At 71.0% G+C, this 22284-nt stretch carries 26 protein-coding genes; 12 read left to right on the plus strand and 14 right to left on the minus strand.

From position 1 onward, the window contains the following. Position 1: 1 nt before the first annotated feature. The 4 genes from AC5WRL_RS11650 to AC5WRL_RS11665 all read right to left on the minus strand — a co-directional run bounded on the left by AC5WRL_RS11650 (position 2) and on the right by AC5WRL_RS11665 (position 2093). Positions 2-754, minus strand: a complete 753-nt coding sequence (locus tag AC5WRL_RS11650) for a GntR family transcriptional regulator (RefSeq protein ID WP_496088340.1) — start codon at positions 752-754, stop codon at positions 2-4. Between the two features lie 264 nt (positions 755-1018). After that, the gene (locus AC5WRL_RS11655; protein ID WP_496088341.1) at positions 1019-1381 is read right to left on the minus strand and encodes a hypothetical protein; all 363 of its coding nucleotides are present in this window, start codon (positions 1379-1381) and stop codon (positions 1019-1021) included. Then, positions 1378-1671, minus strand: a complete 294-nt coding sequence (locus tag AC5WRL_RS11660; protein ID WP_496088342.1) for a hypothetical protein — start codon at positions 1669-1671, stop codon at positions 1378-1380. The genes AC5WRL_RS11655 and AC5WRL_RS11660 overlap by 4 nt, the downstream gene beginning before the upstream one ends. Next, positions 1668-2093: an ATP-binding protein gene (locus tag AC5WRL_RS11665; RefSeq protein WP_496088343.1), complete on the minus strand. Its 426-nt coding sequence runs from the start codon at positions 2091-2093 to the stop codon at positions 1668-1670. Before AC5WRL_RS11665 ends, AC5WRL_RS11660 begins: the two co-directional genes overlap by 4 nt. Before the next feature lie 179 nt (positions 2094-2272). Here AC5WRL_RS11665 and AC5WRL_RS11670 point away from each other — a divergent pair, with 179 nt between their 5' ends. From AC5WRL_RS11670 to AC5WRL_RS11680, 3 genes are read left to right on the plus strand one after another with little or no spacing between them, the layout of a single operon-like run. Further along, entirely contained in the window at positions 2273-3106 is an 834-nt protein-coding gene (locus AC5WRL_RS11670) for a helix-turn-helix domain-containing protein (RefSeq protein WP_496088459.1), read from the plus strand. Next, entirely contained in the window at positions 3103-3300 is a 198-nt protein-coding gene (locus tag AC5WRL_RS11675; RefSeq protein ID WP_496088344.1) for a DUF397 domain-containing protein, read from the plus strand. Before AC5WRL_RS11670 ends, AC5WRL_RS11675 begins: the two co-directional genes overlap by 4 nt. Before the next feature lie 44 nt (positions 3301-3344). Then, on the plus strand, positions 3345-3569 hold the full coding sequence (locus tag AC5WRL_RS11680) for a DUF397 domain-containing protein (RefSeq protein WP_496088345.1): 225 nt from the start codon (positions 3345-3347) through the stop codon (positions 3567-3569). Between the two features lie 6 nt (positions 3570-3575). Here AC5WRL_RS11680 and ychF read toward each other — a convergent pair whose 3' ends face one another. Continuing rightward, a complete protein-coding gene (gene ychF / locus AC5WRL_RS11685) occupies positions 3576-4664 on the minus strand; it encodes a redox-regulated ATPase YchF (protein ID WP_496088346.1) in 1089 nt (362 codons plus the stop codon). 462 nt (positions 4665-5126) lie between these two features. On the opposite strand from ychF, the gene AC5WRL_RS11690 reads away from it, so the two are divergent. After that, positions 5127-5534, plus strand: coding sequence for a DUF6542 domain-containing protein (locus AC5WRL_RS11690; RefSeq protein ID WP_496088347.1), 408 nt, complete (start codon positions 5127-5129; stop codon positions 5532-5534). A 9-nt stretch (positions 5535-5543) separates the two neighbouring features. Here the strand turns inward: AC5WRL_RS11690 and AC5WRL_RS11695 are convergent, their stop codons facing one another. Further along, the gene (locus AC5WRL_RS11695) at positions 5544-6554 is read right to left on the minus strand and encodes a 4-hydroxy-3-methylbut-2-enyl diphosphate reductase (protein WP_496088348.1); all 1011 of its coding nucleotides are present in this window, start codon (positions 6552-6554) and stop codon (positions 5544-5546) included. Between the two features lie 90 nt (positions 6555-6644). Here AC5WRL_RS11695 and xseA point away from each other — a divergent pair, with 90 nt between their 5' ends. The 3 genes from xseA to AC5WRL_RS11710 all read left to right on the plus strand — a co-directional run bounded on the left by xseA (position 6645) and on the right by AC5WRL_RS11710 (position 8818). Next, entirely contained in the window at positions 6645-7865 is a 1221-nt protein-coding gene (xseA, locus tag AC5WRL_RS11700; protein WP_496088349.1) for an exodeoxyribonuclease VII large subunit, read from the plus strand. A 23-nt stretch (positions 7866-7888) separates the two neighbouring features. Beyond that, positions 7889-8146, plus strand: a complete 258-nt coding sequence (locus tag AC5WRL_RS11705) for an exodeoxyribonuclease VII small subunit (protein ID WP_496088350.1) — start codon at positions 7889-7891, stop codon at positions 8144-8146. Between the two features lie 78 nt (positions 8147-8224). Further along, complete coding sequence (locus AC5WRL_RS11710) at positions 8225-8818, plus strand: malonic semialdehyde reductase (RefSeq protein ID WP_496088351.1); 594 nt, start codon at positions 8225-8227, stop codon at positions 8816-8818. A 6-nt stretch (positions 8819-8824) separates the two neighbouring features. Here the strand turns inward: AC5WRL_RS11710 and AC5WRL_RS11715 are convergent, their stop codons facing one another. Continuing rightward, positions 8825-9499, minus strand: a complete 675-nt coding sequence (locus tag AC5WRL_RS11715; RefSeq protein WP_496088352.1) for a DUF4245 domain-containing protein — start codon at positions 9497-9499, stop codon at positions 8825-8827. Positions 9500-9589: 90 nt separating this feature from the next. Between AC5WRL_RS11715 and glpX the strand changes: the two genes are divergently transcribed. Then, the gene (gene glpX / locus AC5WRL_RS11720; RefSeq protein WP_496088353.1) at positions 9590-10621 is read left to right on the plus strand and encodes a class II fructose-bisphosphatase; all 1032 of its coding nucleotides are present in this window, start codon (positions 9590-9592) and stop codon (positions 10619-10621) included. 115 nt (positions 10622-10736) lie between these two features. Here glpX and AC5WRL_RS11725 read toward each other — a convergent pair whose 3' ends face one another. Both AC5WRL_RS11725 and AC5WRL_RS11730 read right to left on the minus strand, forming a co-directional pair. After that, positions 10737-11108: a WhiB family transcriptional regulator gene (locus AC5WRL_RS11725; RefSeq protein WP_496088354.1), complete on the minus strand. Its 372-nt coding sequence runs from the start codon at positions 11106-11108 to the stop codon at positions 10737-10739. A gap of 212 nt (positions 11109-11320) precedes the next feature. Then, a complete protein-coding gene (locus tag AC5WRL_RS11730) occupies positions 11321-12010 on the minus strand; it encodes a DUF1707 SHOCT-like domain-containing protein (protein ID WP_496088355.1) in 690 nt (229 codons plus the stop codon). A 117-nt stretch (positions 12011-12127) separates the two neighbouring features. Between AC5WRL_RS11730 and AC5WRL_RS11735 the strand changes: the two genes are divergently transcribed. Both AC5WRL_RS11735 and AC5WRL_RS11740 read left to right on the plus strand, forming a co-directional pair. Next, positions 12128-13069, plus strand: a complete 942-nt coding sequence (locus AC5WRL_RS11735) for an SPFH domain-containing protein (protein ID WP_496088356.1) — start codon at positions 12128-12130, stop codon at positions 13067-13069. Continuing rightward, positions 13066-13383, plus strand: a complete 318-nt coding sequence (locus tag AC5WRL_RS11740) for a type II toxin-antitoxin system antitoxin (protein ID WP_496088357.1) — start codon at positions 13066-13068, stop codon at positions 13381-13383. Before AC5WRL_RS11735 ends, AC5WRL_RS11740 begins: the two co-directional genes overlap by 4 nt. A 760-nt stretch (positions 13384-14143) precedes the next feature. Here the strand turns inward: AC5WRL_RS11740 and AC5WRL_RS11745 are convergent. Then, on the minus strand, positions 14144-15076 hold the full coding sequence (locus AC5WRL_RS11745; RefSeq protein WP_496088460.1) for a hydrogen peroxide-inducible genes activator: 933 nt from the start codon (positions 15074-15076) through the stop codon (positions 14144-14146). A gap of 184 nt (positions 15077-15260) precedes the next feature. On the opposite strand from AC5WRL_RS11745, the gene AC5WRL_RS11750 reads away from it, so the two are divergent. Together AC5WRL_RS11750 and AC5WRL_RS11755 are read left to right on the plus strand one after the other, a co-directional pair. Further along, the gene (locus AC5WRL_RS11750; RefSeq protein ID WP_496088461.1) at positions 15261-15815 is read left to right on the plus strand and encodes a peroxiredoxin; all 555 of its coding nucleotides are present in this window, start codon (positions 15261-15263) and stop codon (positions 15813-15815) included. Positions 15816-15824: 9 nt separating this feature from the next. Then, entirely contained in the window at positions 15825-16355 is a 531-nt protein-coding gene (locus tag AC5WRL_RS11755; protein WP_496088358.1) for an alkyl hydroperoxide reductase, read from the plus strand. Between the two features lie 38 nt (positions 16356-16393). On the opposite strand, the gene AC5WRL_RS11760 is transcribed toward AC5WRL_RS11755, so the two are convergent. The 4 genes from AC5WRL_RS11760 to AC5WRL_RS11775 all read right to left on the minus strand — a co-directional run bounded on the left by AC5WRL_RS11760 (position 16394) and on the right by AC5WRL_RS11775 (position 22264). Further along, positions 16394-18283: an ATP-binding SpoIIE family protein phosphatase gene (locus tag AC5WRL_RS11760; RefSeq protein WP_496088359.1), complete on the minus strand. Its 1890-nt coding sequence runs from the start codon at positions 18281-18283 to the stop codon at positions 16394-16396. 106 nt (positions 18284-18389) lie between these two features. After that, the gene (fomD, locus tag AC5WRL_RS11765; RefSeq protein WP_496088360.1) at positions 18390-19091 is read right to left on the minus strand and encodes a cytidylyl-2-hydroxypropylphosphonate hydrolase; all 702 of its coding nucleotides are present in this window, start codon (positions 19089-19091) and stop codon (positions 18390-18392) included. A gap of 41 nt (positions 19092-19132) precedes the next feature. Beyond that, positions 19133-20530 carry a class II fumarate hydratase gene (locus AC5WRL_RS11770; RefSeq protein ID WP_496088361.1) on the minus strand — a complete coding sequence of 466 codons (1398 nt, stop codon included), beginning with the start codon at positions 20528-20530 and terminating at the stop codon, positions 19133-19135. A 54-nt stretch (positions 20531-20584) separates the two neighbouring features. Further along, the gene (locus AC5WRL_RS11775; protein ID WP_496088362.1) at positions 20585-22264 is read right to left on the minus strand and encodes a fumarate hydratase; all 1680 of its coding nucleotides are present in this window, start codon (positions 22262-22264) and stop codon (positions 20585-20587) included. Positions 22265-22284 lie beyond the last annotated feature (20 nt).

Here is a 22284-nt window from a genome sequence, read left to right on the forward strand (position 1 = left end):
CTCATCTGACGGGCAGGTGATAGGCGATCCGGAACCGATCGGCGGGGACCACCACCTCGGCGGTCTCCACCGGCAGCCCGCCGGCCCGGTAGGTGCGGGTGATGACCAGCACCGAATGTCCGGCCAGCCCCCCCAGCACCCGGGCCTCGGCGGCCAGCGCCGGCCGGGCGCCGATCTCCTCGGCCACGTTGTCCACCTGGATGTCGATGGCCGCCATCCGCTCCACCACCCCGCGCCCGGCCAGCGGCCCCTCCTCGGGCAGCATCACCGGGGTCCGCCCGGTGACGGACAGCGGTTCCCAGGAGGTGGACAGCATCACCGGTTCATTGCCGGTGCGGAACACATAGCGGGTGCACATCACCGCGTCGCGCGGCGCGATCCCCAGCCGCTGGGCCACCGCCTCCCCGGCGGCGATCCGCTCACTGCGCCCCTCCCAGGTGCCGCGCACCCGCTCATCGGTCTGCTCCTGCCGGAAGGGCGAACACTCCCCCATGGTCCGATACCCACTGCGCGAAATCCGGCGCGGCGCCGGCTGCTCCCGCACATAGGTCCCCGACCCGGACCGCCCCTCGACCAGCCCCTCGGCCATCAGTACCTTCCGCGCCTCCAGCGCGACGGTGTCCGACACCCCGTACTTCGCCCGGATGCTCGCCTGCGAGGGAAGGCGGGTATGCGGCGGCAGCGTTCCGTCGGCGATCTGCTGCCGCAGATCATCGGCCACCTTCAGATACGCGGGCTGCTCACCGAACGGCATAAGCCCTCCCCGGCGTTGGTCCGTCTGCTGTTACCTACTTCACAAACAGCAACAGCTTGACAACGGAGGGTTGCTATCCGCAAGAGCTGGCCACCGAATCACCCGAAGTGATGATCGCCGTCGACCAGGGCCGCGCCGGGGCCTCCGCCCGGGGCCGCCCCGACACGTCCCGGACCGCAGGCCGAGGCCGTTGCGCGGGGTCCCGGCCGGGACCCCGGCGCTCGGCGCCGCTCCACTCCGGGAGCGAAGCGGCCATCGCTCCGGTCAGTGCCCGGTCCACCAGGTTCTCGCGAACCCGGCGAAGAACGCGCCCAGGCCCAGCAGGGCGATGGCGTTGAAGGCCCGGTTCACCACCCCGGATCCCCCGGCGGCCGGCGGCCCGGCGTCCCCGGTGCCGTGCCGGGTCTCACCGCACGGCCCCTCGGCCTCGCCCCGTACGAAGTCGGCGAGCCGCCGCAGACACTCGGCGCACGCGTGCACGGCCCTGGCCTTCCCGTGCGCCACGACCGACCCCGCCCACACCACCGGCACGTCCACGGCCCGGCACATCGAACAACTGCCGGATCGCGTCACCCAGGAGGCGAAGGAGTCGGCGTGCAGCCAGGCGAGCGGGGTCGGAGCGGTCATGAGGGTGCCCCTTCACCGGTGTCCTGCGGGGGCGCATCGGCGGCGACCGACGACATGTCTTCAGGCCGGACCGTACGGGTCACCCGCACCCTCCGCCCGGTGGGCAGCGCCAGCAGCCCGCCACGGATGAAGTGAATCCGCCGGCCGCCGAACAGCACCGTCACCGACTGCACCCGCTGCCGCCGGCCGCCGACCTCGATCCAGTCCCACGGCTCCACCCGGCTCAGCGGCACATCGAGCGTCACCTCGACCGGTTCCCCCGCCCCGGGTTCACCATCCGGCTTCTTCACCGCAGCCCCCCATTGAGGTCGCAGCTGAACCAGACGATCTTGCCGTCCCCGTGCCGGGTGCGCTCACAGCCGAAGTGCGCGGCCATCTGACGCAGCATCCACAGCCCCCGGCCGTCCTCGGCGTCCCACCGGGGCGCCTCGCCGATGACCGGCATCGTCAGGGACCGGTCGAAGACCTGCACGGTGACCTCGCGGCCGATCAGCAGGATCCGCAGGTAGCAGCGGGGATCCGCGACGTGGTTCACCACATTGGCCAGGAGTTCGCTCAGCCCCAGTCGCACTACTTCCAGGGCGCTCGACGACGCACCCCACCCCCGTACGACGTCGCCCACCTCGCTCCGCCACCGCTCGATATCCGCGGCATCAGCCACTAAGGCCCGCCCGAACACGTTCTCTTTGTAGGTGGCTTGCAGGGGCGCCATGACACCTCCATGAGCAGGCTTGACCGGCAAGGAATGGGTCGCATTATCCGACTAGAGCAGTCATGTCAGACATCACCGCTCCCGTCCGCAGTGCTTCCACTGCGGACGGGTTTCAGCGTGACGGATCGGCGGGAACCATTCAAGTGATCAGCCCAGAACGGAAGGTTGGTGAAACCCCTTTGAACCGCAAGGAGTTGAACCCGGACAGCTCGCCCCAGGCGGCCTTCGGGGCACGTCTGCGCAGCTTGCGGGAAGCGCGCGGCTGGACTCAGGACGATCTCGCCGAACGCATGGAGTATTCCAGCGTGCACATTTCGGCCGTTGAAGTTGCTCGGAAGCCTCCGACTCTCCGGTTCTCGCGCGGTGCGGACCGCGCCTTTGGCCATGCGGGCAGGGACACCTTCGAGCGCGAATGGCGGGAACTCCGTCGGGGCAGCCTGCTGGAGGGCTTTCCGGAGTACGTCGGCTACGAGGCGCGCGCGGTAGAGATTCGGCTGTTTCAGATCGGCCTGATTCCCGGCCTCTTGCAGACGCCGGAGTACGCGCGGACGGTGGCGGACGGGGACGTGCAACGCGGGGCCATCACGCCCGAACAGGCGGAAGAGCGCGTCTCCTTCCTCGCGGAGAGGCAATCCGCGCTGTTGCGTCCTCGGCCGCCCATGGTGCTGGTCGTGATGGATGAGAGCTGTCTCCGACACGAGGTCGGCAGTGCCGAGGTCCGGAAGGGTCAGCTCGGCCGGCTGCTCGAAGTCGCGTCCCTCCCCAACTGGGTCCTGCAAGTGGCGCCCTTTGACATAGGGGCGAGGCGACCGTTCAACCTGCCCGTCAACGTCCTTACGCTGGCTGACCGATCCGTACTCGCCTATGCCGAGTCACAGGCACGTGGACATCTGGAGCGCGAAGGCAGCTCCGTGGTGCCCTTGTTGACGGCCTACCATCAGCTACAAGCCGAGGCTTTGTCGCAGGCAACCTCTGTGGCCATGATCGAGCAGTTGCGAAAGGGCATCCCGTGACGACCGAAACCCCCCGCTGGTTCACGTCCTCCTACAGCAGCAACGGCGGCGATTGCATAGAGGTCGCCGTGAACCTCGCCGCCTCACACGGCGTGATCCCCGTCCGCGACTCCAAAAACCCCCACGGCCCCACCCTGAACCTCCCGGCCGCCGCGTTCTCCGCATTCGTGACGGGGCTCAAAGGGTCCGCGTGAGCCATGCTGTCGGACCTGATCAACGAGGCACGGAAGGGCACCTCTTGACGACAACAATCGAGTCCCCCCGCTGGTTCACGTCCTCCTACAGCAGCAACGGCGGCAACTGCATAGAGGTCGCCGTGAACCTCGCCGCCTCACACGGCCTGGTCCCCGTCCGCGACTCCAAAAACCCCCACGGCCCCACCCTGAACCTCCCGGCCGCCGCGTTCTCCGCACTGGTAACGAACATCAAGGGGCCCGGCCCACACGAGCCGGACCCCCTCTGACACCCGTCACACGTTGAAGCGGAACTCCACCACGTCGCCGTCGCGCATCACGTAGTCCTTGCCCTCCACCCGGGCCTTGCCCTGGGCGCGGGCCTCGGCGATGGAGCCGGCGGCGATCAGGTCCTCGAAGGAGATCACCTCGGCCTTGATGAAGCCCTTCTGGAAGTCCGTGTGGATGACCCCGGCCGCCTCCGGCGCGGTGGCGCCCTTGGGGATGGTCCAGGCGCGGGCCTCCTTGGGACCGGCCGTCAGGTAGGTCTGGAGGCCCAGCGTCTCGAAACCGACCCGGGCGAGGGTCGCCAGGCCCGGCTCGTCCTGGCCCACCGACTGAAGCAGCTCCAGTGCCTCGTCGTCGGGCAGCTCGCCCAGGTCGGACTCCAGCTTGGCGTTGAGGAACACGGCCTCGGCCGGGGCCACCAGCGCCCGCTGCTCCTCCTTGAACGCCTCGTCGACCAGCTCGTCCTCGTCCACGTTGAAGACGTACAGGAACGGCTTGACCGTCAGCAGGTGCAGCTCGCGCAGCGGCTCGGCGCGCTCGGTGCCCTGGGCGATGCCGGCGGAGAAGAGGGTGCGGCCGTCCTCCAGGATGGCCTGCGCCTCCTCGACGGCCTTGACCACCGGCAGCCGGTCCTTCTTGATCCGCGACTCCTTCTGGAGCCGGGGCAGCACCTTCTCCACGGTCTGGAGATCGGCCAGGATCAGCTCGGTGTCGATCGTCTCGATGTCGCTCTTGGGCGAGACCTTGCCGTCCACATGGATGACGTTCTCGTCCTTGAAGGCCCGGATCACCTGGCAGATGGCATCGGACTCGCGGATGTTCGCCAGGAACTTGTTGCCGAGCCCCTCGCCCTCGCTGGCACCGCGCACGATTCCGGCGATGTCGACGAAGTCAACGGTGGCCGGCAGCTCGCGCTGGGAGCCGAACACCTTGGCCAGCTCACCCAGCCGGGCATCCGGTACACCCACCACACCGATGTTCGGCTCGATGGTGGCGAACGGATAGTTGGCCGCCAGCACGTCGTTCTTGGTCAGGGCGTTGAAAAGGGTCGATTTGCCGACATTCGGCAGACCGACGATTCCGATCGTGAGCGACACGTGACGACTTCCCGTAGCGAGGAGAAACGAAGCGGTGGCCCCGTTCCCGGGGCCGCCGACCAGTCTACGGGGGAGGCAGTCCCTCCAGGCAGGGGAAGAGGGAGCTATCGACAAGGCGGGCAGGCGCTCGCGGCAGCCCTCGGGTCACCGCCCGCGCGTTCCGGGCAGCCGGGGGTAACGCGATGATCGACCCACCGATCATCGCGATCCGAAAACCTTCGGGACCGTAAGCCGATCGACAATCCGGGGCCCGGAGCCGGTCACGGCCTACAGACGCACAGTCATATGGAACGTCAAGCGTGTCCATCATCGCCTGGCCCCCGTCCGGCGGCTTACTTTGGTGCAGTGGAATACAGTACGCACACAACCGAGCACCCTCGGCAATACCCCGCCGTGGTGCGGACGAGTGTGCCCCGGCCCGCCGGGCAGGCCGCGATGCGGAATCGGCCGCGGACGCGCCCCGTGCCCCCCGTGCTGGCGGCACTCTCCCGACTTCCCCGTCCCCGGCTGACCGGCCTCGGCTGCGGTGTGCTCGCCACCGTCGCCATGGTCGGCGCCGCCTGGCTGTGCGAGCCGATGGGCGGTGCGCCCTCCCTGTACGGGGTGCTGTTCGTCCTGGCCTGCGCCGCCGCCGCGCTGTGGGTGCGGCCGGCCGACCTGATCTGTGCGCCGGTGGCGGCGCCGATCGCGTTCGCGGTCGGCCTGGTCACCACGCTGGGGCCGATGGCGGCCGTCACCGAGCTGGCGTTGCGCGCGCCGTGGCTGTTCGGCGGGACGGCCACCGCCGCCGGTCTGGCGCTGCTGCGCGGGATCGGGGTGGCCATCGGCCGGATCCGGCGGCGGCGGCGCCGGGCCGCCGCCCTCCGGTAGCCCCGTCCGTCAGCCGGCGACCTTCGCGGCGGCCTCGGCGCGCAGGTCGCGGCGCAGTTCCTTGGGGAGCGAGAACTGGATGTGCTCCTCAGTCGGCTGCACCAGCTCCACATCCGCGTAGCCCCGGGCCGCCAGCCACTCCAGCACGCCCTCCACCAGCACCTCGGGGACCGATGCCCCGGAGGACAGGCCCACGGTGGTGACGCCGGTCAGCCATGCCTCGTCGATCTCCGCGGCCTCGTCGACCAGATGGGCCCGGGCCGCGCCCGCGCCGAGGGCGACCTCCACCATGCGTACCGAGTTGGAGGAGTTCTTCGAGCCGACCACCAGCACCAGCTCGGCCTCCGCCGCCACCTGCTTGATGGCGAGCTGCCGGTTCTGGGTGGCGTAGCAGATGTCGTCGCTGGGGGGGCTCAGCAGGTTGGGGAAGCGCCGCTTGAGCGCGTCCACCGTCTCCATCGTCTCGTCGACCGACAGGGTGGTCTGGGACAGCCACACCACCTTGTCCGGGTCCGGGACCTCGACCTTGGCGGCGTCGGCGGGCCCGTCCACCAAGGTGATGTGCTCGGGGGCCTCGCCGCTGGTGCCGATGACCTCCTCGTGGCCCTCGTGGCCGATCAGCAGGATCTGGTAGTCGTCCTGCGCGAACCGCACCGCTTCCTTGTGCACCTTGGTGACCAGCGGGCAGGTGGCGTCGATGGTGGCGAGCTTGCCGCGTTCGGCCTCCCGGTGGACCTCGGGGGCGACGCCGTGCGCGGAGAAGATCACGATGGCGCCCTCGGGGACCTCGGCGGTCTCCTCGACGAAGATGGCGCCCTTGCGCTCCAGCGTCCGCACCACGTACTTGTTGTGGACGATCTCGTGCCGGACGTAAATCGGGGCGCCGTACTGTTCCAGGGCCGCTTCCACGGCGAGGACGGCGCGGTCCACGCCCGCGCAGTAGCCCCGGGGGGCGGCGAGCAGGACGCGGCGGGCGGGCTCGGCGGTGCCGGCGAGTGCTGGGTCGGCCATGTCCCCCATCGTACGGGGGGCCTTCGGTGCCGCTCACGGTGCGGGCGGCCGGCGGGCGCCGGGGCGGGATTGTCAGTGGACGGCGCTAGCGTTGCGGGCATGGCGGTACAGACGACAGCGGAAGCGCCGATGCCGGTCGGTGAGGTGTCCCGGCTGATCGGCGGATGGATCGACCGGCTCGGCGCGGTGTGGGTGGAGGGACAGATCACCCAGCTCTCGCGCCGCCCGGGGGCGGGCGTGGTGTTCCTCACGTTGCGCGATCCGTCCCAGGACATCTCTTTGACGGTCACCTGTTTCCGGGGCGTGTTCGATCGCGTGGCGGAGGTGGTCGGCGAGGGCGCGCGGGTGGTGGTGTTCGGCAAGCCGGAGTGGTACGCCCCGCGCGGGCAGTTGTCGCTGCGGGCCACCGAGCTGCGGGCGGTGGGGGTCGGGGAGTTGCTGGCCCGGCTGGAAGCATTGAAGAAGTCACTGGCGGCCGAGGGGCTTTTCGCGCCGGAGCGCAAGCGCCGGCTGCCGTTTCTGCCCGGGTGCGTGGGGCTGGTCACCGGGCGGGCGTCGGCGGCCGAGCGCGATGTGCTCCAGAACGCCCGGCTGCGCTGGCCGGCGGTGCGGTTCGCGGTACGCAATGTGGCGGTGCAGGGCGTGCACGCCGTACCGCAGGTGATGGAGGCGGTCCAGGAGCTGGACGCCGACCCCGAGGTCGATGTGATCATCGTGGCGCGGGGCGGGGGCAGTGTGGAGGATCTGCTGCCGTTCTCGGACGAGCGGCTGGTGCGGGCGGTCGCCGCGGCCCGTACGCCCGTGGTCTCGGCGATCGGCCATGAACCCGACTCCCCGCTGCTTGACCTGGTGGCGGATCTGCGGGCCTCCACGCCGACCGACGCGGCCAAGCGGACGGTGCCCGATGTGGGCGAGGAGCAGTCCCGGGTGCGGCAGTTGCGCGAGCGCGGCCGGTGGGTGCTGGAGACGTACCTGGAGCGGGAGGAGCGGGGGCTCGCGGCGGCGACCAGCCGGCCGGTGCTGGCCGAGCCGCAGCGGATGATCGCCGGGCGGGCGGAGGAGATCGACGCCCTGGTGTCCAGGTCACGGCGGACGCTTGGGCATCTGCTGGAGCGGGCGGAGGCCGATCTGACGCACACCAGGGCCCGGGTGGTGGCGCTGTCGCCGGCCGCCACCCTGCGGCGCGGCTACGCGGTGGTGCGGCGCGCGGACGGCACGGCGGTACGGGCACCCGATGAGGTGACGGCCGGCGAGACGCTGCGGGCCCGGGTGTCGCAGGGGGAGTTCACGGTGACGGTGGATCAGGAGTACGGCGCATGACGCGCGGACATAAGGTGGCGGGCATGGCAGAAGCGGACACGGATACGGACACGGACACCGACCCGGCGCTCAGCTATGAGCAGGCGCGGGACGAGCTGATCGATGTGGTCCGCCGGCTTGAGGCGGGCGGGGTCACTCTGGAGGAGTCGCTGGCGCTGTGGGAGCGCGGCGAGGAGCTGGCGAAGATCTGTGCCGGCTGGCTGGCCGGCGCCCGGGCCCGGCTCGACCAGGCCCTCAAGGAGGAGGAAGCGGAAGAGGGGGCCGGCGGGCCGGGGGAATAGCGGGCGGACGCGTCGGGGTTGGCCGGGCGGGGAAGCCTCCCCGCGGCCACCACCACCCCCACGAAAGGCGCCACCCCGATGACCCTCGCCCTCGCCCCCTCCGCGCAGGACCTGCTCTTCCGCGAGGCGCACACCGCCAACACCTTCACCGCGGAACCGGTGAGCGACGAACAGATCCAGGCGGTGTACGACCTGATCAAGCTGGCGCCGACCGCGTACAACCAGTCGCCGCTGCGGATCACCCTGCTGCGCACCCGCGAGGCCAGGCAGCGGCTGCTGCCGCTCATGTCACGGGGCAACCGGGACAAGACCGGCAGCGCCCCGCTGACCGCGATCCTGACGGTGGATCTGGAGTTCCACGAGCAGCTTCCCAAGCTGCTGCCGGCGCTGCCCTCGCTCAAGGACGACATGTACGGGGAGGCGGAGCTGCGCGAGCGGCACGGCAGCTTCAACGCCACGCTCCAGGCGGGTTACTTCCTGCTGGGTGTACGGGCCGCCGGTCTCGCGGCCGGCCCGATGAGCGGCTTCGACGCGGAGGGCGTCAACAAGGAGTTCTTCGGCGACGGCCGGCAGAAGGTACTGCTGGTGGTGAACATCGGCCGGCCGGGCCCCGACGCGTTCCACCCGCGCAAGCCGCGCCTGGAGTACGCCGAGGCCGTCACCGTGCTGTAGGCCGCGTCAGGGCTCGACGGTCTCCACGGTCCTGACCCGGAGCGCCTGGGCCAGCTCGGTCAGCTGCTCGCGGGGGGCGGTGCCGGCGACCACGGTGGTCACCTCCGCTCCCCGCAGCACCAGCGCGTCGTACGGCGTCCCCTCGTACCAGGCCCACTCCTGCCCGCCCAGCGACACCGTCTCGCCGGTGTCCTCGGCGCCCTGGGTGGCGTCGGCGACGAAGCCCTTCGGGTCGCCGTCCGCCTGGACGAGCCCGGCGAACTCATTGTCCGGGTCCATGAAGCCGAGCTTCCAGGTGGCGCCGAACGGGTCGGTGTGCCGGTAGCGCACCGAGGTGGCCCGCCACTCGGCCGGCAGCCCCTCGGGGACCAGCAGTTCGTACGGGGCGGCGCGGGCCGCGAGATCGGCCTCGGCCTCGTAGGTGATGGGCTTGACCGGGTCCGCGCCGGCGTCGCCGCCGGGGGCGAACAGGTACAGGCCGAAGGCCACCGCCGTGATCACGGCCATGGACAGCACCATGTCCCGGGCGGACTTCATCTTCGGCCGCTTGGGCGCCGGGGCCTCCTCGGCCGCCGCCGGGGCTGCTTCCGTCTTCTCTGCCTGCTCGGTCACATCGCTCGCCACCCGCCCATCGTCCCGTATGCCCGTACCGTGCCGGGCACCGCCCCCGGTGTCGCTCATCAGATGGGCACTCTGCTCAGGTGTACGAATCCCGGCTAAAGTCGTGAGCACCCTCCCCTGCGGCACCGCCGCGCAGAAAGGTGTGTTCCGATGCCTGACCATCTTCTTCCGCCGCCGCTCGAAGTGGCCCCCGAGGCGCCCGACCGCAACCTGGCCCTGGAGCTGGTACGGGTCACCGAGGCCGGGGCGATGGCCTCGGGCCGCTGGGTGGGCCGGGGCGACAAGAACGGCGCGGACGCCGCCGCCGTCAAGGCCATGCGGGCGCTGGTCTCCACCGTGTCGATGAACGGCGTGGTCGTCATCGGTGAGGGGGAGAAGGACGAGGCCCCGATGCTGTACAACGGCGAGCGGGTGGGGGACGGCACCGGACCCGAGTGCGATGTGGCCGTGGACCCGGTGGACGGCACCACGCTGACCGCCAAGGGCATGGGCAACGCGGTGTCGGTGCTGGCGGTGGCCGAGCGGGGCGCGATGTTCGACCCGAGCGCCGTGTTCTACATGGACAAGCTGGCGACCGGGCCCGAGGCCGCCGAGTTCGTGGACATCGACGCGCCGCCCGCCGTGAACGTACGCCGGGTCGCCAAGGCCAAGGGCGGCGCGCCTGGCGATGTGACGGTGGTGATCCTGGACCGGCCGCGCCATGACGACCTGGTGCGGCAGGTGCGGGAGGCGGGCGCCCGGGTGAAGCTCATCTCGGACGGGGATGTGGCCGGCGCCATCATGAGTGTGCGCGAGGGCACCGGGGCGGATCTGCTGCTGGGCATCGGTGGCACCCCGGAGGGGATCATCGCGGCCTGCGCCATCAAGTGTCTGGGCGGCACCATCCAGGGCAAGCTGTGGCCCAAGGACGAGGCGGAGCGGCGCAAGGCGCTGGACGCCGGGCACGATCTGGACCGGGTGCTGCACACGGACGATCTGGTGCGCGGCGAGAACGTCTTCTTCGTGGCCACCGGGATCACCGACGGCGAGTTGCTGCGCGGGGTGCGCTACCGCCCGGAGACGGCCACCACCCAGTCGCTGGTGATGCGTTCGCGTTCGGGCACCATCCGGCAGATCGACTCCACGCACCGGCTGTCCAAGCTGCGCGCGTACAGCGCGGTGGACTTCGACCGGGGGAAGTGACGCGGTACGGCGCCAGGTGGCCGGCCCGCGCACGGGTGCGGGCCGGCCGGCCGGTGGGGGGTGAGGGGTGAGGGGTGAGGGGATCGCGCGCGGGCGCCTGGCCGGGTGGGGCCGGTCAGGCGACGCGGGTGCCGCTGGTGTTGTTGCCGCCGCTGCCGCTGGTGGTCTCGCGGCGGCGGCGCCGGCTGAGCACCACGCGGCGCTCGGCGGCCGTCAACCCGCCCCACACCCCGTACGGCTCGGGCTGGAGCAGGGCGTGCTCCCGGCATTCCAGCAGGACGGGGCAGCGGGCACACACCGCCTTGGCGGCCTGTTCGCGGGAGAGCCGGGCCGCGGTGGGCTCCTGGGAGGGGGCGAAGAAGAGTCCTGCCTCATCCCGCCGGCACGCTGCCTCGGAGTGCCATGGCCCCGCCAGGTCTCTCGAACTGCGCTGAGCCGGGACGGCTGGTGACCACTGGGACTCTTGGGGCGGTGACGATTGCAGCACAGTCAAACTCCTGACGACGGCTACCGGGGGTCGCTCATGGCTGGCTAAGAGACCCTCACCCGGCCGGACCAGTCCTCACCTCAAAAGGAGAGTGCCTTTCCCACCTCGCGCGGCCATACGAGTGACGGTCCCCCGAGCCCTACCCGCTGTACGCGGGCTTATGCACGGAGCGACCACACGAGCAGCCGCCGCCGTCTCATCCGCCGTGCATATCAGGCATTACGGAGATTCCGTACTGCCTTCCCCGGCACCGGGCGGGCCTCGACGGAGCCGAAGACCGCCGCCCCCTTGATCATGATCACCGGCGCCGCCGGGTCACCCGCGATCATTTCGACGACCTCGAAGCTGCCCAGCACTCCGGTGCCGCCGGTGCGCACGGTGACGTTCTCCGGGACCTTGATCTCCACACTGCCGAAGACGGCGGTGGCGTCGATGGTCACGTACTGCTGCTCGAAGATCGCCTCGGTGAGGTCGAGTTCGACACTGCCGAAGACGGCGGAGGCCACCGTGCGCAGCCCGATGCGCCAGCGGCCGGTGCGGTTGGCGGCGCTGAAGACGGCGACCACGTTGCGCGGGCCGGCCGGCGCGGGCGGGGGCTGGTGCGACGGCGCGGGCGCGGGCCCGGGCGGCATGGGCGGCGGCGCCACCGGGCGCTGCCCGGCGGGCAGATCGCGGATGAGCGGCTCCAGTTCGCCCAGGGTCTTGGCCCGGTAGACGGACTCGACGCGCTCGGAGTGCTCCTCCGCGTCCAGCCGGCCCTCGGCCAGCGCCTCGCGCAGGATGTCCGCGATCCGGTCCCGGTCCGCGTCGGAGGCGCGTACGGGGTCCGGCGCGAGGTGCGGTACGGGGGCCGGTGCGGCCGGCTTGGCCAGCGGCACGGCGGGGGGCTTTTCGGCAGTCACCCCCTCAGGCTACCGATTCGCGATACATCGCGACCACCCCCTTGTCGTAAAGAGCTATCACATTGATAATGTGCGTGGCGGTCGGACGGGCCACCACGCACACCGAACGGGGACACCATGAGCACCGGCAGCGAACTCACCGTCGACACACCCCAGATGCCCGAACCCCGGGTCACCGAGACCCCCGCCCACAGCATCCCCGGCGGACTCGCCCTGCTGCTCACCTTCCTGGGCACCGTGCTGAGCATCGCCATCGGCATCGCGGGCGTCGCGCTGGCCAACAACGACTCCCCCGGCCTCGGCGCCCTGCTCATCATCGCGGGCATCGTGCTCTTCCTCGTCTCCATCTTCATGATGAGCGGGCTCAACATGGTCGCCCCCGGCGAGGCGCGGGTCGTGCAGTTCTTCGGCCGCTACTCCGGCACCATCCGCAAGGACGGGCTGCGCTGGGTCAACCCGCTGACCACCCGCACCAAGATCTCCACCCGGGTCCGCAACCACGAGACCGCCGTCCTGAAGGTCAACGACGCGCACGGCAACCCGATCGAGCTGGCCGGGGTCATCGTCTGGAAGGTCGAGGACACCGCGCAGGCCAGCTTCGAGGTGGACGACTTCGTGGAGTTCGTGTCCACCCAGACCGAATCCGCGCTGCGCCACATCGCCATCGAGTACCCCTACGACGCGCACGGCGAGGACGAACTGTCGCTGCGCGGGGACGCCGAGGAGATCACCGAGAAGCTGGCCGTGGAGCTGACCGCCCGGGTGCAGGCCGCCGGGGTACGGATCATCGAGGCCCGCTTCACCCACCTCGCATACGCCCCCGAGATCGCCTCCGCGATGCTTCAGCGCCAGCAGGCCGGCGCGGTGGTCGCGGCCCGGCAGACCATCGTGGACGGCGCCTGCGGCATGGTGGAGACGGCGCTCGCCCGGATCACCGAGCTGGACATCGTCGAACTGGACGAGGAGCGCAAGGCCGCCATGGTCTCCAATCTGCTGGTCGTGCTGTGCGGCAACCAGACGCCGCAGCCCGTACTGAACACCGGGTCCCTCTACCAGTGACGGAGCCCGCCGAGCCCGCCGAGCCCGCCGAGCCCGCCGAGCCCGCCGGGCGCGCCGAGCGCCCGGCACGGGCCGCCCGCAAGCAGGTGCTGCTGCGGCTCGATCCGGCCGTCCACGACGCGCTCGCGCGCTGGGCGGCGGACGAGTTGCGCAGCACCAACGCGCAGATCGACTACCTGCTGCGGCAGGCCCTGCGGGACGCCGGCCGGCTGCCGGGCAACGCCCGGCCGCACCCACGGCGCGGCCGGCCTCCCCGGCAGAGCCAGGGGCCGTCGGCGGACGGCCCGGGCGACCGGGGGGCGACCGGCTCATAGCCCCGCCAACCGCGAGACCTCCGGCGCGCGGCGCCGGCCCGGCCGGGAGCCGGGTGCAGCGCCGGTCCATCGGCGGCCAACGGCGCCGGCGGACGCGAGGCGGTCCGACACCCCGGCCCCAGCCCGGCCGACTGCCGGGCAGGACACCAACCCACCGGCGGGCGCGGGACATCCCGCACACCACCCCGATCCCGCCCGGCGGACGCGAAGCATCCAGCGCATTGCCCCAGCCCAGCCGACTGCCCGGCAAGACACCGACCCACCCGCCGAACGCGGGACATCCGGCGCATTGCCCGGCCCGGCCATCAGCCGGGCAAGACACCGACCCAGCCCGTTAGCGCGAGGCATCCCGCACACCACCCCGATACCGCCCGGCGGACGCGAAGCATCCAGCGCATTGCCACAGCCCAGCCGACTGCCCGGCAAGACACCAACCCAGCCCGTTAGCGCGAGGCAACCCGCACACCACCCCGATACCGCCCGGCGGACGCGAAGCATCCAGCGCATTGCCACAGCCCAGCCGACTGCCCGGCAAGACACCAACCCACCCGCCGACCGTGGGGCATCCCACACACCACCCCAATCCCGCCCGGCGGGCACGAAGCATCCAGCTCATGGCCCCTGCCCGGCGGACTGCCGGGCAAGACACCGACCCAGCCCGTTAGCGCAGGGCAACCCGCACACCACCCCAATCCCGCCCGGCGGACGCGAAGCGTCCAGCGCGTTGCGCCGGACCGGCCATCAGCCGGGTGAGGCGTCGCTACGGGCGGCTGATCCGTACGGGTAGTGGGCGCAGCGCGCGGCGCAGGGCGCGGGCCAGGGTCTCGAATTCGGCGGCGCGTGCCGTCCCGGTGCGCATCGCCAGCGCTATCCGCCGGGTCGGCGCCGGATCGGCGAAGAATCCGGTGGCCAGCTCCTCACTGCGCGCCGTCTCCACCTTCAGCGCGGTGCGCGGCAACAGCGTCACCCCCAGGCCGCCCGCCACCAGCTGCACCAGCGTGGAGAGCCCGGCCGCGCTGGCCGCCATGGCGGCCCCCGCCTCGCGCCCCGCCTCCTGGCAGATCTCCAGCGCCTGGTCACGCAGGCAGTGCCCCTCGTCCAGCAGGATCAGATCGAGATCGCGCAGCGCGGCCCGCGGGATGTCGCGGCGACCGGCCAGCGGATGGCCGTGCGGCAGGACGAGCGCGAAGTCCTCGTCGTACAGCGGCAGCTCGGTGACTCCCGGATGCCCCAGCGGTACGGCCAGCAGCAGCGCGTCCAGCCGCCCGGCGGTGAGCCCGGCGAGCAGCTCCGCGGTGCGCTCCTCGTGCACCCGTGGCTCCAGCGCCGGGAACTCCTCGCGGATCAGCCGCAGCACGGTGGGCAGCAGGTACGGCGCGCAGGTGGGGATCACCCCCAGCCGCAGCGCCCCGGTGAACGGCGCCCGGGCGGCCTCCGCCTCCTCCACCAGCTCGCGTACCGTCTCCAGCACGGAGCGGGCCCGCACCGCGAGCCGTTCACCCGCCGGGGAGAGCAGCACCTTGCGGGTGGTGCGCTCCAACAGGGTGATATCGAGGGTCTCCTCCAGAGCGGCGACGGCGCCGGAGAGCGCCGGCTGGCTCATCCCGATGGCGGCGGCGGCCTCCCGGAAATGCAGGTGTTCCGCCACCGCCGCGAACGCCCTCAGCTGCGCGAATGTGGGCTGCCGCGCCATGCCCGCGAGCCCCGTCGAACCGGCCACTGATAACTACCTCCGATTAATCATGACGAGTCTAGCTATTTCTGAGATCAATGGCCGATATGGCAGCGTAGTGCCCGCCGGACCACCGGGGAACCCCCCGGGCGGCCACCGGCGGCACACCCTCAGCTCAGCACCGCACCAGCACAAGGAGACCGAGTTGCTCACCGTCGGCGACAAGTTCCCCGAGTACGACCTCACCGCCTGCGTCAGCCTCGACGCCGAGAACGCGTTCGCGCAGATCGACCACAAGACCTACGAGGGCAAGTGGCGCGTGGTGTTCTTCTGGCCCAAGGACTTCACCTTCGTGTGTCCCACCGAGATCGCCGCCTTCGGGCAGCTGGAGGAGGAGTTCGCCGACCGCGACGCGCAGATCCTCGGTGTCTCCGGTGACTCCGAGTTCGTGCACCACGCCTGGCGCAAGGACCACGCCGACCTGCGCGACCTGCCGTTCCCCATGCTCGCCGACTCCAAGCACGAGCTCATGCGTGCCGCCGGCGTGCAGGGCGAGGACGGCTTCGCCCAGCGGGCCGTCTTCATCGTCGACCCGAACAACGAGATCCAGTTCACCATGGTGACCGCCGGTTCCGTCGGCCGGAACCCCAAGGAGGTCCTGCGGGTGCTCGACGCGCTCCAGACCGACGAGCTGTGCCCCTGCAACTGGACCAAGGGCGAGAACACCCTGGACCCGGTCGCCCTCCTCGCGGGCGCGTGAGGCATCCCCATGTCCCTCGATGACCTGAAGGCGTCCGTCCCGGCGTACGCCAAGGACCTCAAGCTCAACCTCGGCTCGGTGATAGGCAACTCGCCGCTGCCCGAGCAGCAGCTGTGGGGCACCGTGCTCGCCTGCGCCATCGCCTCCCGCTCGGCGCTCGTGCTGCGCGAGCTGGAGCCGGAGGCCCGCAAGCACCTGTCGGACGAGGCGTACACCGCCGCCAAGTCCGCCGCCGCCATCATGGCGATGAACAATGTCTTCTACCGCACCCGCCACCTGCTGAGCGACCCGGAGTACGGCACCCTGCGCGCCGGGCTGCGGATGAACGTCATCGGCAACCCGGGTGTCGAGAAGACCGACTTCGAGCTGTGGTCGCTCGCGGTCTCCGCCATCAACGGCTGCGGCCAGTGCCTCGACTCGCACGAGCAGGTGCTGCGCAAGGCGGGCGTCGACCGGGAGACCGTCCAGGAGGCGTTCAAGATCGCCGCCGTCGTCCAGGCGGTCGCCACCACGCTGGACGCCGAGGCCGCGCTCGGCTGAACGCGACCTCCCCGCTCACGGCCTGCCCGGCCGGTCCCTCACCCGGACCGGCCGGGCAGCGTCATCTCGAACCACACCAGCTTCCCGGTGGACAGCCGCGTCGCCCCCCACTTGCGGGCCAGCCGCTGCACCAGGTAGAGGCCGCGCCCGCCCTCGTCCGCCGGGCCCGCCTGCCGCAGCCTCGGCAGCTGCGGCACATCGTCACCCACCTCGCAGCGCAGCACGTCGGTGCGCAGCAGCCGTACGCTCACGGGGCGTTCGGCGTACCGTACGGCGTTGGTGACCACCTCGGACACCAGCAGCTCGACCGCGTCCTCCAGATCGGTCAGGTCCCAGCCGGCGAGGGATTCGCGCACCAGCCGGCGGGCGTGCCGTACCGACTCGGGGCGGGGCTCCAGCTCCAGCGACGCCTCGTTGCCGGGCGCGATGCCCTCGAAGCGGGCCGCCAGCAGCGCGATGTCGTCGTCGCGGTCCTCCGGGCCGACGATGTCCAGGATCGCGTCGCACAGCGGCTCCAGCGGCGTGGCGTGATCGGGCCTGGTCAGCGCCGCGGTCTCGGTGAGCTTCTCGCGTAGATCCTCGACACCGGTCCACACGTCGCGGGTACGGGATTCCACCAGGCCGTCGGTGTACAGCACCAGGGTGGCGCCGGGCGGGGCGGGCAGCTCGACGGTCTGGAAGTCCACTCCGCCCACCCCGATGGGGGCGTTGGGTTCCAGATTGACGACCTCGGTGGTGCCGTCACGGTGCAGCAGGACGGGCGGCGGGTGGCCCGCGTTGGCGGCGGTGATGCGGTGCGCGACCGGGTCGTACACCGCGTACAGGCAGGTCGCCATCCGGTCGTCGCCGAGCCGCTGGGCCTGCTCGTCGAGGTGGTGCAGCACCTCCTGCGGCGGCAGGTCGAGCCCGGCGAGGGTCTGCACGGTGGTGCGCAGCTGGCCCATGATGGCGGCCGAGGTGGTGGAGTGGCCCATCACGTCGCCGACCACCAGCGCCACCCGGCTGCCGGGCAGCGGGATCGCGTCGTACCAGTCGCCGCCGACCCGGGCGGTCTTGCCGGCGGGCAGATAGCGGCTGGCCAGCCGTACGCCGGTGGGCGCCGGCAGGTCGTCCGGCAGCATGGTGCGCTGGAGCTCGTCGGCGATGGACGCCTCGCGGCCGTGCAGGATGGCCTTGTCCACGCCGAGCGCGGAGTGCGTGGACAGCTGCTGGGCGACCTGGAGGTCGTCCTTCTCGAACGGGTCGTTGTCCGGGCGGCGCAGGAACACCGCGGCGCCGATCACCCGGCGCTGGCCGCGCAGCGGGGCGAGGATGGCGTGCCGCTCGTCGGGCAGGGTCTCCGCGCCGGTCAGCTCGGACAGCGCCTGCTGGGACACCTGGGAGTCGGTGAAGACGGGGCGCACCCCGCGCAGCACCTCGGCGAGCGGGCCGTTGCCGCGCAGCGTGACGGAGGTGTTGGCGCCGGACAGCAGCGGCAGCACGGCGGCGGCGCCCGTTCCCGGGCCGGTGCCGACGCCGGCCGCGAGACCGCCGGTGACATCGCCGTACGACAGGGTGTCGGGGATGCGGTCGGTGCGGCGCAGCACGAACACCCAGGGGTTCTGGGGCTGTTCGTCGCCGACCGGGAGCGGATTGAGCAGATAGACCATGATGGCGTCGGCGAAGGTGGGCACGGTGGCCCGGCACAGACCCAGGATGATCTCTTCCGCGTCGGCGCCCCGGGCGATGCGCCGGGTGGCGACCCCCACGAACCGCAACCGGTCGATGGACCCCGAGCCGCCGCCACCGCTGGGGGCGTCGTCGGGCTGCACCGGTGGATGCCCGGCCGGGTCGGGCTCGGAGCGCGCGTGCGGCAGGGCCGTGGAGCCGGCGTGAGAGGGTACGTCCGCCGTGCGAGCCACTGGCTGGGGTGAGGTCGGGTCCGTCACGAGGGGATGTCCATCCATCCGGGCGAGGAACTGGCGTGCGAGGTGGGGATGTTGTGCGGTGGTGCGGTCGTGGGGGTCGATCCTACGTTTGCCGCCCGGGGGTGCATCAAGAGGCTCTGGGATGATGCGGAACCGAGTGCGCGCTCCGCAACGGGGCGGGGAGCACGGCGGTCCGGTCCCAGTCACGGGGCAGCACGGGCGTCCGCCAGTGGGTGTCGGGGCGCCAGGACTGCCAGTTCTCGCTGAACGGCCGCCCCCATTCCCCGATCGTGCGCGCCGCCGCCTGCCCGGCCACCCGGATCCGCTCCGCCTGCCCGGCGTCCAGCAGACCGGCCTGTTGCGCCTGGGCGAATTCGTCCTCGTCCCGCCACTCCCAGCTGCGATCGGGATAGACCGCGATATCGAGAAAGTGATCCTGTGAATCGACCCCGCCCGACCAACGGCGCAGGGGCTCTTCAAGATTGACGTACCAGTTCTTGAAGCGCCAGCCCCGATCCCAGAAAAGCCACACCGACCAGGGGTCGCCCGGGCGGGCGAGCTTGAGCACTCCGGTGCCCGACCAGCGGTCGCGCACCGTGATGCGCGGCTTGGTGTACCGGGTGGCCAGCGGCTCCTCATGGATCGAGGAGCCGTCGGCGAGCGCCGGGCGTACGCATTCGGTGCCCGGTGCCACCCATACGGCCAGCAGATCCGGCGTATCCCGGACCACGGTGACGGGCCGGCAGATATGAATACCCGGCGCCCCGTTCGCCCGGTAACGCCACAGAATGTGTTCCCCTGGTCGCCAAGCGTGTCCTGGTTCTGTCATCGGCACATGATATTCCGGGCGACCGGGACAACGCGCCACTCTCAAGGATGAGTCATGCGCAGCACATCCAGGGCCTCATCCAGCTGGGCGCGGGTCAGCTCGCCGCGTTCCACATATCCGCCGTCCAGGACCGCTTCCCGGATGGTCTTGCGTTCGGCCAGCGCCCGCTTGGCGATCCGGGCCGCCTCCTCGTACCCGAGATAGCGGTTGAGGGGGGTGACGACCGAGGGGGACGATTCGGCGTACTCGCGGGCGCGTTCGGCGTTGGCGGTGATTCCGGCCACCGTGCGGGTGGCCAGCAGGACGGAAGCACGGGCGAGCAGCCGGATGGACTCCAGCAGATTCTTCGCCATCACGGGCAGCATCACATTCAGCTCGAAATTCCCGGCCGCGCCCGCCGCCGCCACGGCGGCGTCATTGCCGGTGACCTGGACGCACACCATCAACACCGCCTCGGGCACCACCGGATTGACCTTGCCCGGCATGATCGACGAGCCCGGCTGTAGGTCAGGGAGGTTGATTTCGGCGAGACCGGCCCGCGGACCGGAGCCCATCCAGCGCAGATCGTTGCAGATCTTGGTGAGCGAGACCGCGATGGTACGGAGCTGGCCGGATGTCTCCACCAGGCCGTCGCGGGCGCCCTGCGCCTCGAAGTGGTCCCGTGCCTCGGTCAGCGGCAGCCCGGTGGTACGGGCCACCTCCTCGATCACGGCCGCCGGGAATCCGGCCGGGGTGTTGATCCCGGTGCCGACCGCCGTACCCCCCAGCGGCAATTCGGCCAGCCGCGGCAGCGCGGACCGCAACCGCTCCACCCCATATCGGAGTTGCGCCGCGTAACCGCCGAACTCCTGGCCCAGGGTGACCGGGGTGGCGTCCATCAGATGCGTGCGCCCCGATTTCACCACCCCGGTGAATTCCGCACCCTTGTCCTCGAACGCGCCGGCCAGCGCCTCCAGCGCCGGAATCAGCTCCCCCAACACCGCGTCGGTGGCGGCGATATGGATCGAGGACGGGAACACATCATTCGAGGACTGACTGGCATTCACCTCGTCATTGGGATGCACCGGCCGGCCGAGCCGTTCCGAGGCGAGCGTGGCAAGCACCTCGTTCATGTTCATATTCGACGAAGTACCGGAACCGGTCTGGAACACATCGACCGGGAAATGCCCGTCCCACTTCCCGGCCACCACCTCGTCCGCCGCGCCGGAAATCGCCGCGCCGACGTCCGGATCCAGCACCCCCAGCCGTACATTCACCGTCGCGGCGGCGGCCTTGATCCGGGCCAGCGCGGCGATATGGCCGCGCTCCAGACCGCGCCCGGAGAGCGGGAAATTCTCCACCGCCCGCTGCGTCTGTGCCCGCCACTTCGCCGCCGCCGGAACCCGCACCTCGCCCATCGAATCGTGCTCGACGCGGAACTCACCACTGAAGTCGCTCATACCACCCAAGCTAACGCGACCGCCCCGGGCGGGCCCCGGGGCGCGCGCGCCGCCTCAGCCGCGCGGGCCGCCCACCGGGATGCTGGTGATGAACGGCTGGTCGGGGGCCGGGTCGGTGAAGAAGTCGTTGCCCTTGTCGTCGACCACGATGAACGCCGGGAAATCCTCCACCTCGATCTTCCAGATGGCCTCCATGCCCAGCTCCGCGTACTCCAGGACCTCCACCGACTTGATGCAGTCCTGCGCCAGGCGCGCCGCCGGACCGCCGATGGAGCCCAGGTAGAAGCCGCCGTGCGCCGCGCACGCCTTGGTCACCTGGGCCGAGCGGTTGCCCTTGGCCAGCATGACGTGGCTGCCGCCCGCCGCCTGGAACTGCGCCACATAGGAGTCCATCCGCCCGGCGGTGGTCGGGCCGAACGAACCGGACGCGTACCCCTCGGGGGTCTTCGCCGGGCCCGCGTAGTAGACGGCGTGGTCGCGCAGGTACCGCGGCATCTCCTCGCCCGCGTCCAGCCGCTCCTTGATCTTGGCGTGCGCGATGTCCCGCGCCACCACCAGCGGCCCGGTCAGCGACAGCCGGGTCTTCACCGGGTGCCGGGACAGCTCGGCGCGGATCTCGTCCATCGGCCGGGTCAGATCGATCCGTACCACCTCGTCCTCGGTGAGGTGCTCGTCCGTGGTCTCGGGGAGGAAGCGCGCCGGGTCCGTCTCCAGCTGTTCGAGGAAGACGCCCTGCGCGGTGATCTTGGCCTTGGCCTGCCGGTCCGCCGAGCAGGACACCGCGATGGCCACCGGGAGGGACGCGCCGTGCCTCGGCAGCCGGACGACCCGCACGTCGTGGCAGAAGTACTTGCCGCCGAACTGCGCGCCGATGCCGATCTTCTGGGTCAGCTCGAAGACCTTCTCCTCCAGGTCACGGTCGCGGAAGCCATGCCCGGTGGGCGAGCCCTGGGCCGGCAGTTCGTCCAGGTAGTGCGCGGAGGCGTACTTGGCGGTCTTCAGCGCGAACTCGGCGGAGGTGCCGCCGACCACGATCGCCAGGTGGTACGGGGGGCACGCGGCGGTGCCCAGCGAGCGGATCTTCTCCTCCAGGAACCTCATCATCGATGCCTCGTTCAGCACCGCCTTGGTCTCCTGGTAGAGGAACGACTTGTTGGCCGAGCCGCCGCCCTTGGCCATGAACAGGAACTTGTACGCGTCGCCGTCCTCCGCGTACAGCTCGATCTGGGCGGGGAGGTTGGAGCCGGTGTTCTTCTCGTCCCACATGGTCAGCGGGGCCATCTGCGAGTAGCGCAGATTCAGCTTGGTGTACGCGTCGAAGATGCCCTGGGAGAGCGCGCGGGCGTCCTCGCCCGCGGTGAGGACCTGCTGGCCGCGTTTCCCCATCACGATCGCGGTGCCGGTGTCCTGGCACATGGGCAGTACGCCGGCGGCGGCGATGTTGGCGTTCTTCAGCAGGTCGAGCGCCACGAACCGGTCGTTCGGGGACGCCTCGGGGTCGTTCAGGATCTTCTGGAGCTGGGCCAGGTGCTCGGGGCGCAGATAGTGCGAGATGTCGTGCATCGCCTCGGCCGCGAGCCGGCGCAGCGCCTCCGGCTCCACCTTGAGGAAGACCCGCCCGCCGGCCTCGAAGGTGCTGACCCCCTCGGCGGTGATCAGGCGGTACGGGGTGTCGTCCGCGCCGACCGGGAGGAGATCGGTGTATTGGAACGCGGGACTGGCAGACATCGTCATCTCCACAGGGCCGGGACGGT

The organism is Streptomyces sp. NTD107 (assembly GCF_059510435.1).

What these genes read in the sequence shown, in the direction of transcription:
- AC5WRL_RS11650 (WP_496088340.1), bottom strand. Translation starts at nt 754, where the DNA reads ATGCCGTTCGGTGAGCAGCCCGCGTATCTGAAGGTGGCCGATGATCTG.
- AC5WRL_RS11655 (WP_496088341.1), bottom strand. Translation starts at nt 1,381, where the DNA reads ATGACCGCTCCGACCCCGCTCGCCTGGCTGCACGCCGACTCCTTCGCC.
- AC5WRL_RS11665 (WP_496088343.1), bottom strand. Translation starts at nt 2,093, where the DNA reads ATGGCGCCCCTGCAAGCCACCTACAAAGAGAACGTGTTCGGGCGGGCC.
- AC5WRL_RS11695 (WP_496088348.1), bottom strand. Translation starts at nt 6,554, where the DNA reads ATGGGGGACATGGCCGACCCAGCACTCGCCGGCACCGCCGAGCCCGCC.
- xseA (WP_496088349.1), top strand. Translation starts at nt 6,645, where the DNA reads ATGGCGGTACAGACGACAGCGGAAGCGCCGATGCCGGTCGGTGAGGTG.
- AC5WRL_RS11705 (WP_496088350.1), top strand. Translation starts at nt 7,889, where the DNA reads ATGGCAGAAGCGGACACGGATACGGACACGGACACCGACCCGGCGCTC.
- AC5WRL_RS11710 (WP_496088351.1), top strand. Translation starts at nt 8,225, where the DNA reads ATGACCCTCGCCCTCGCCCCCTCCGCGCAGGACCTGCTCTTCCGCGAG.
- AC5WRL_RS11715 (WP_496088352.1), bottom strand. Translation starts at nt 9,499, where the DNA reads ATGAGCGACACCGGGGGCGGTGCCCGGCACGGTACGGGCATACGGGAC.
- glpX (WP_496088353.1), top strand. Translation starts at nt 9,590, where the DNA reads ATGCCTGACCATCTTCTTCCGCCGCCGCTCGAAGTGGCCCCCGAGGCG.
- AC5WRL_RS11735 (WP_496088356.1), top strand. Translation starts at nt 12,128, where the DNA reads ATGAGCACCGGCAGCGAACTCACCGTCGACACACCCCAGATGCCCGAA.
- AC5WRL_RS11745 (WP_496088460.1), bottom strand. Translation starts at nt 15,076, where the DNA reads ATGGCGCGGCAGCCCACATTCGCGCAGCTGAGGGCGTTCGCGGCGGTG.
- AC5WRL_RS11755 (WP_496088358.1), top strand. Translation starts at nt 15,825, where the DNA reads ATGTCCCTCGATGACCTGAAGGCGTCCGTCCCGGCGTACGCCAAGGAC.
- fomD (WP_496088360.1), bottom strand. Translation starts at nt 19,091, where the DNA reads ATGACAGAACCAGGACACGCTTGGCGACCAGGGGAACACATTCTGTGG.
- AC5WRL_RS11770 (WP_496088361.1), bottom strand. Translation starts at nt 20,530, where the DNA reads ATGAGCGACTTCAGTGGTGAGTTCCGCGTCGAGCACGATTCGATGGGC.
- AC5WRL_RS11775 (WP_496088362.1), bottom strand. Translation starts at nt 22,264, where the DNA reads ATGACGATGTCTGCCAGTCCCGCGTTCCAATACACCGATCTCCTCCCG.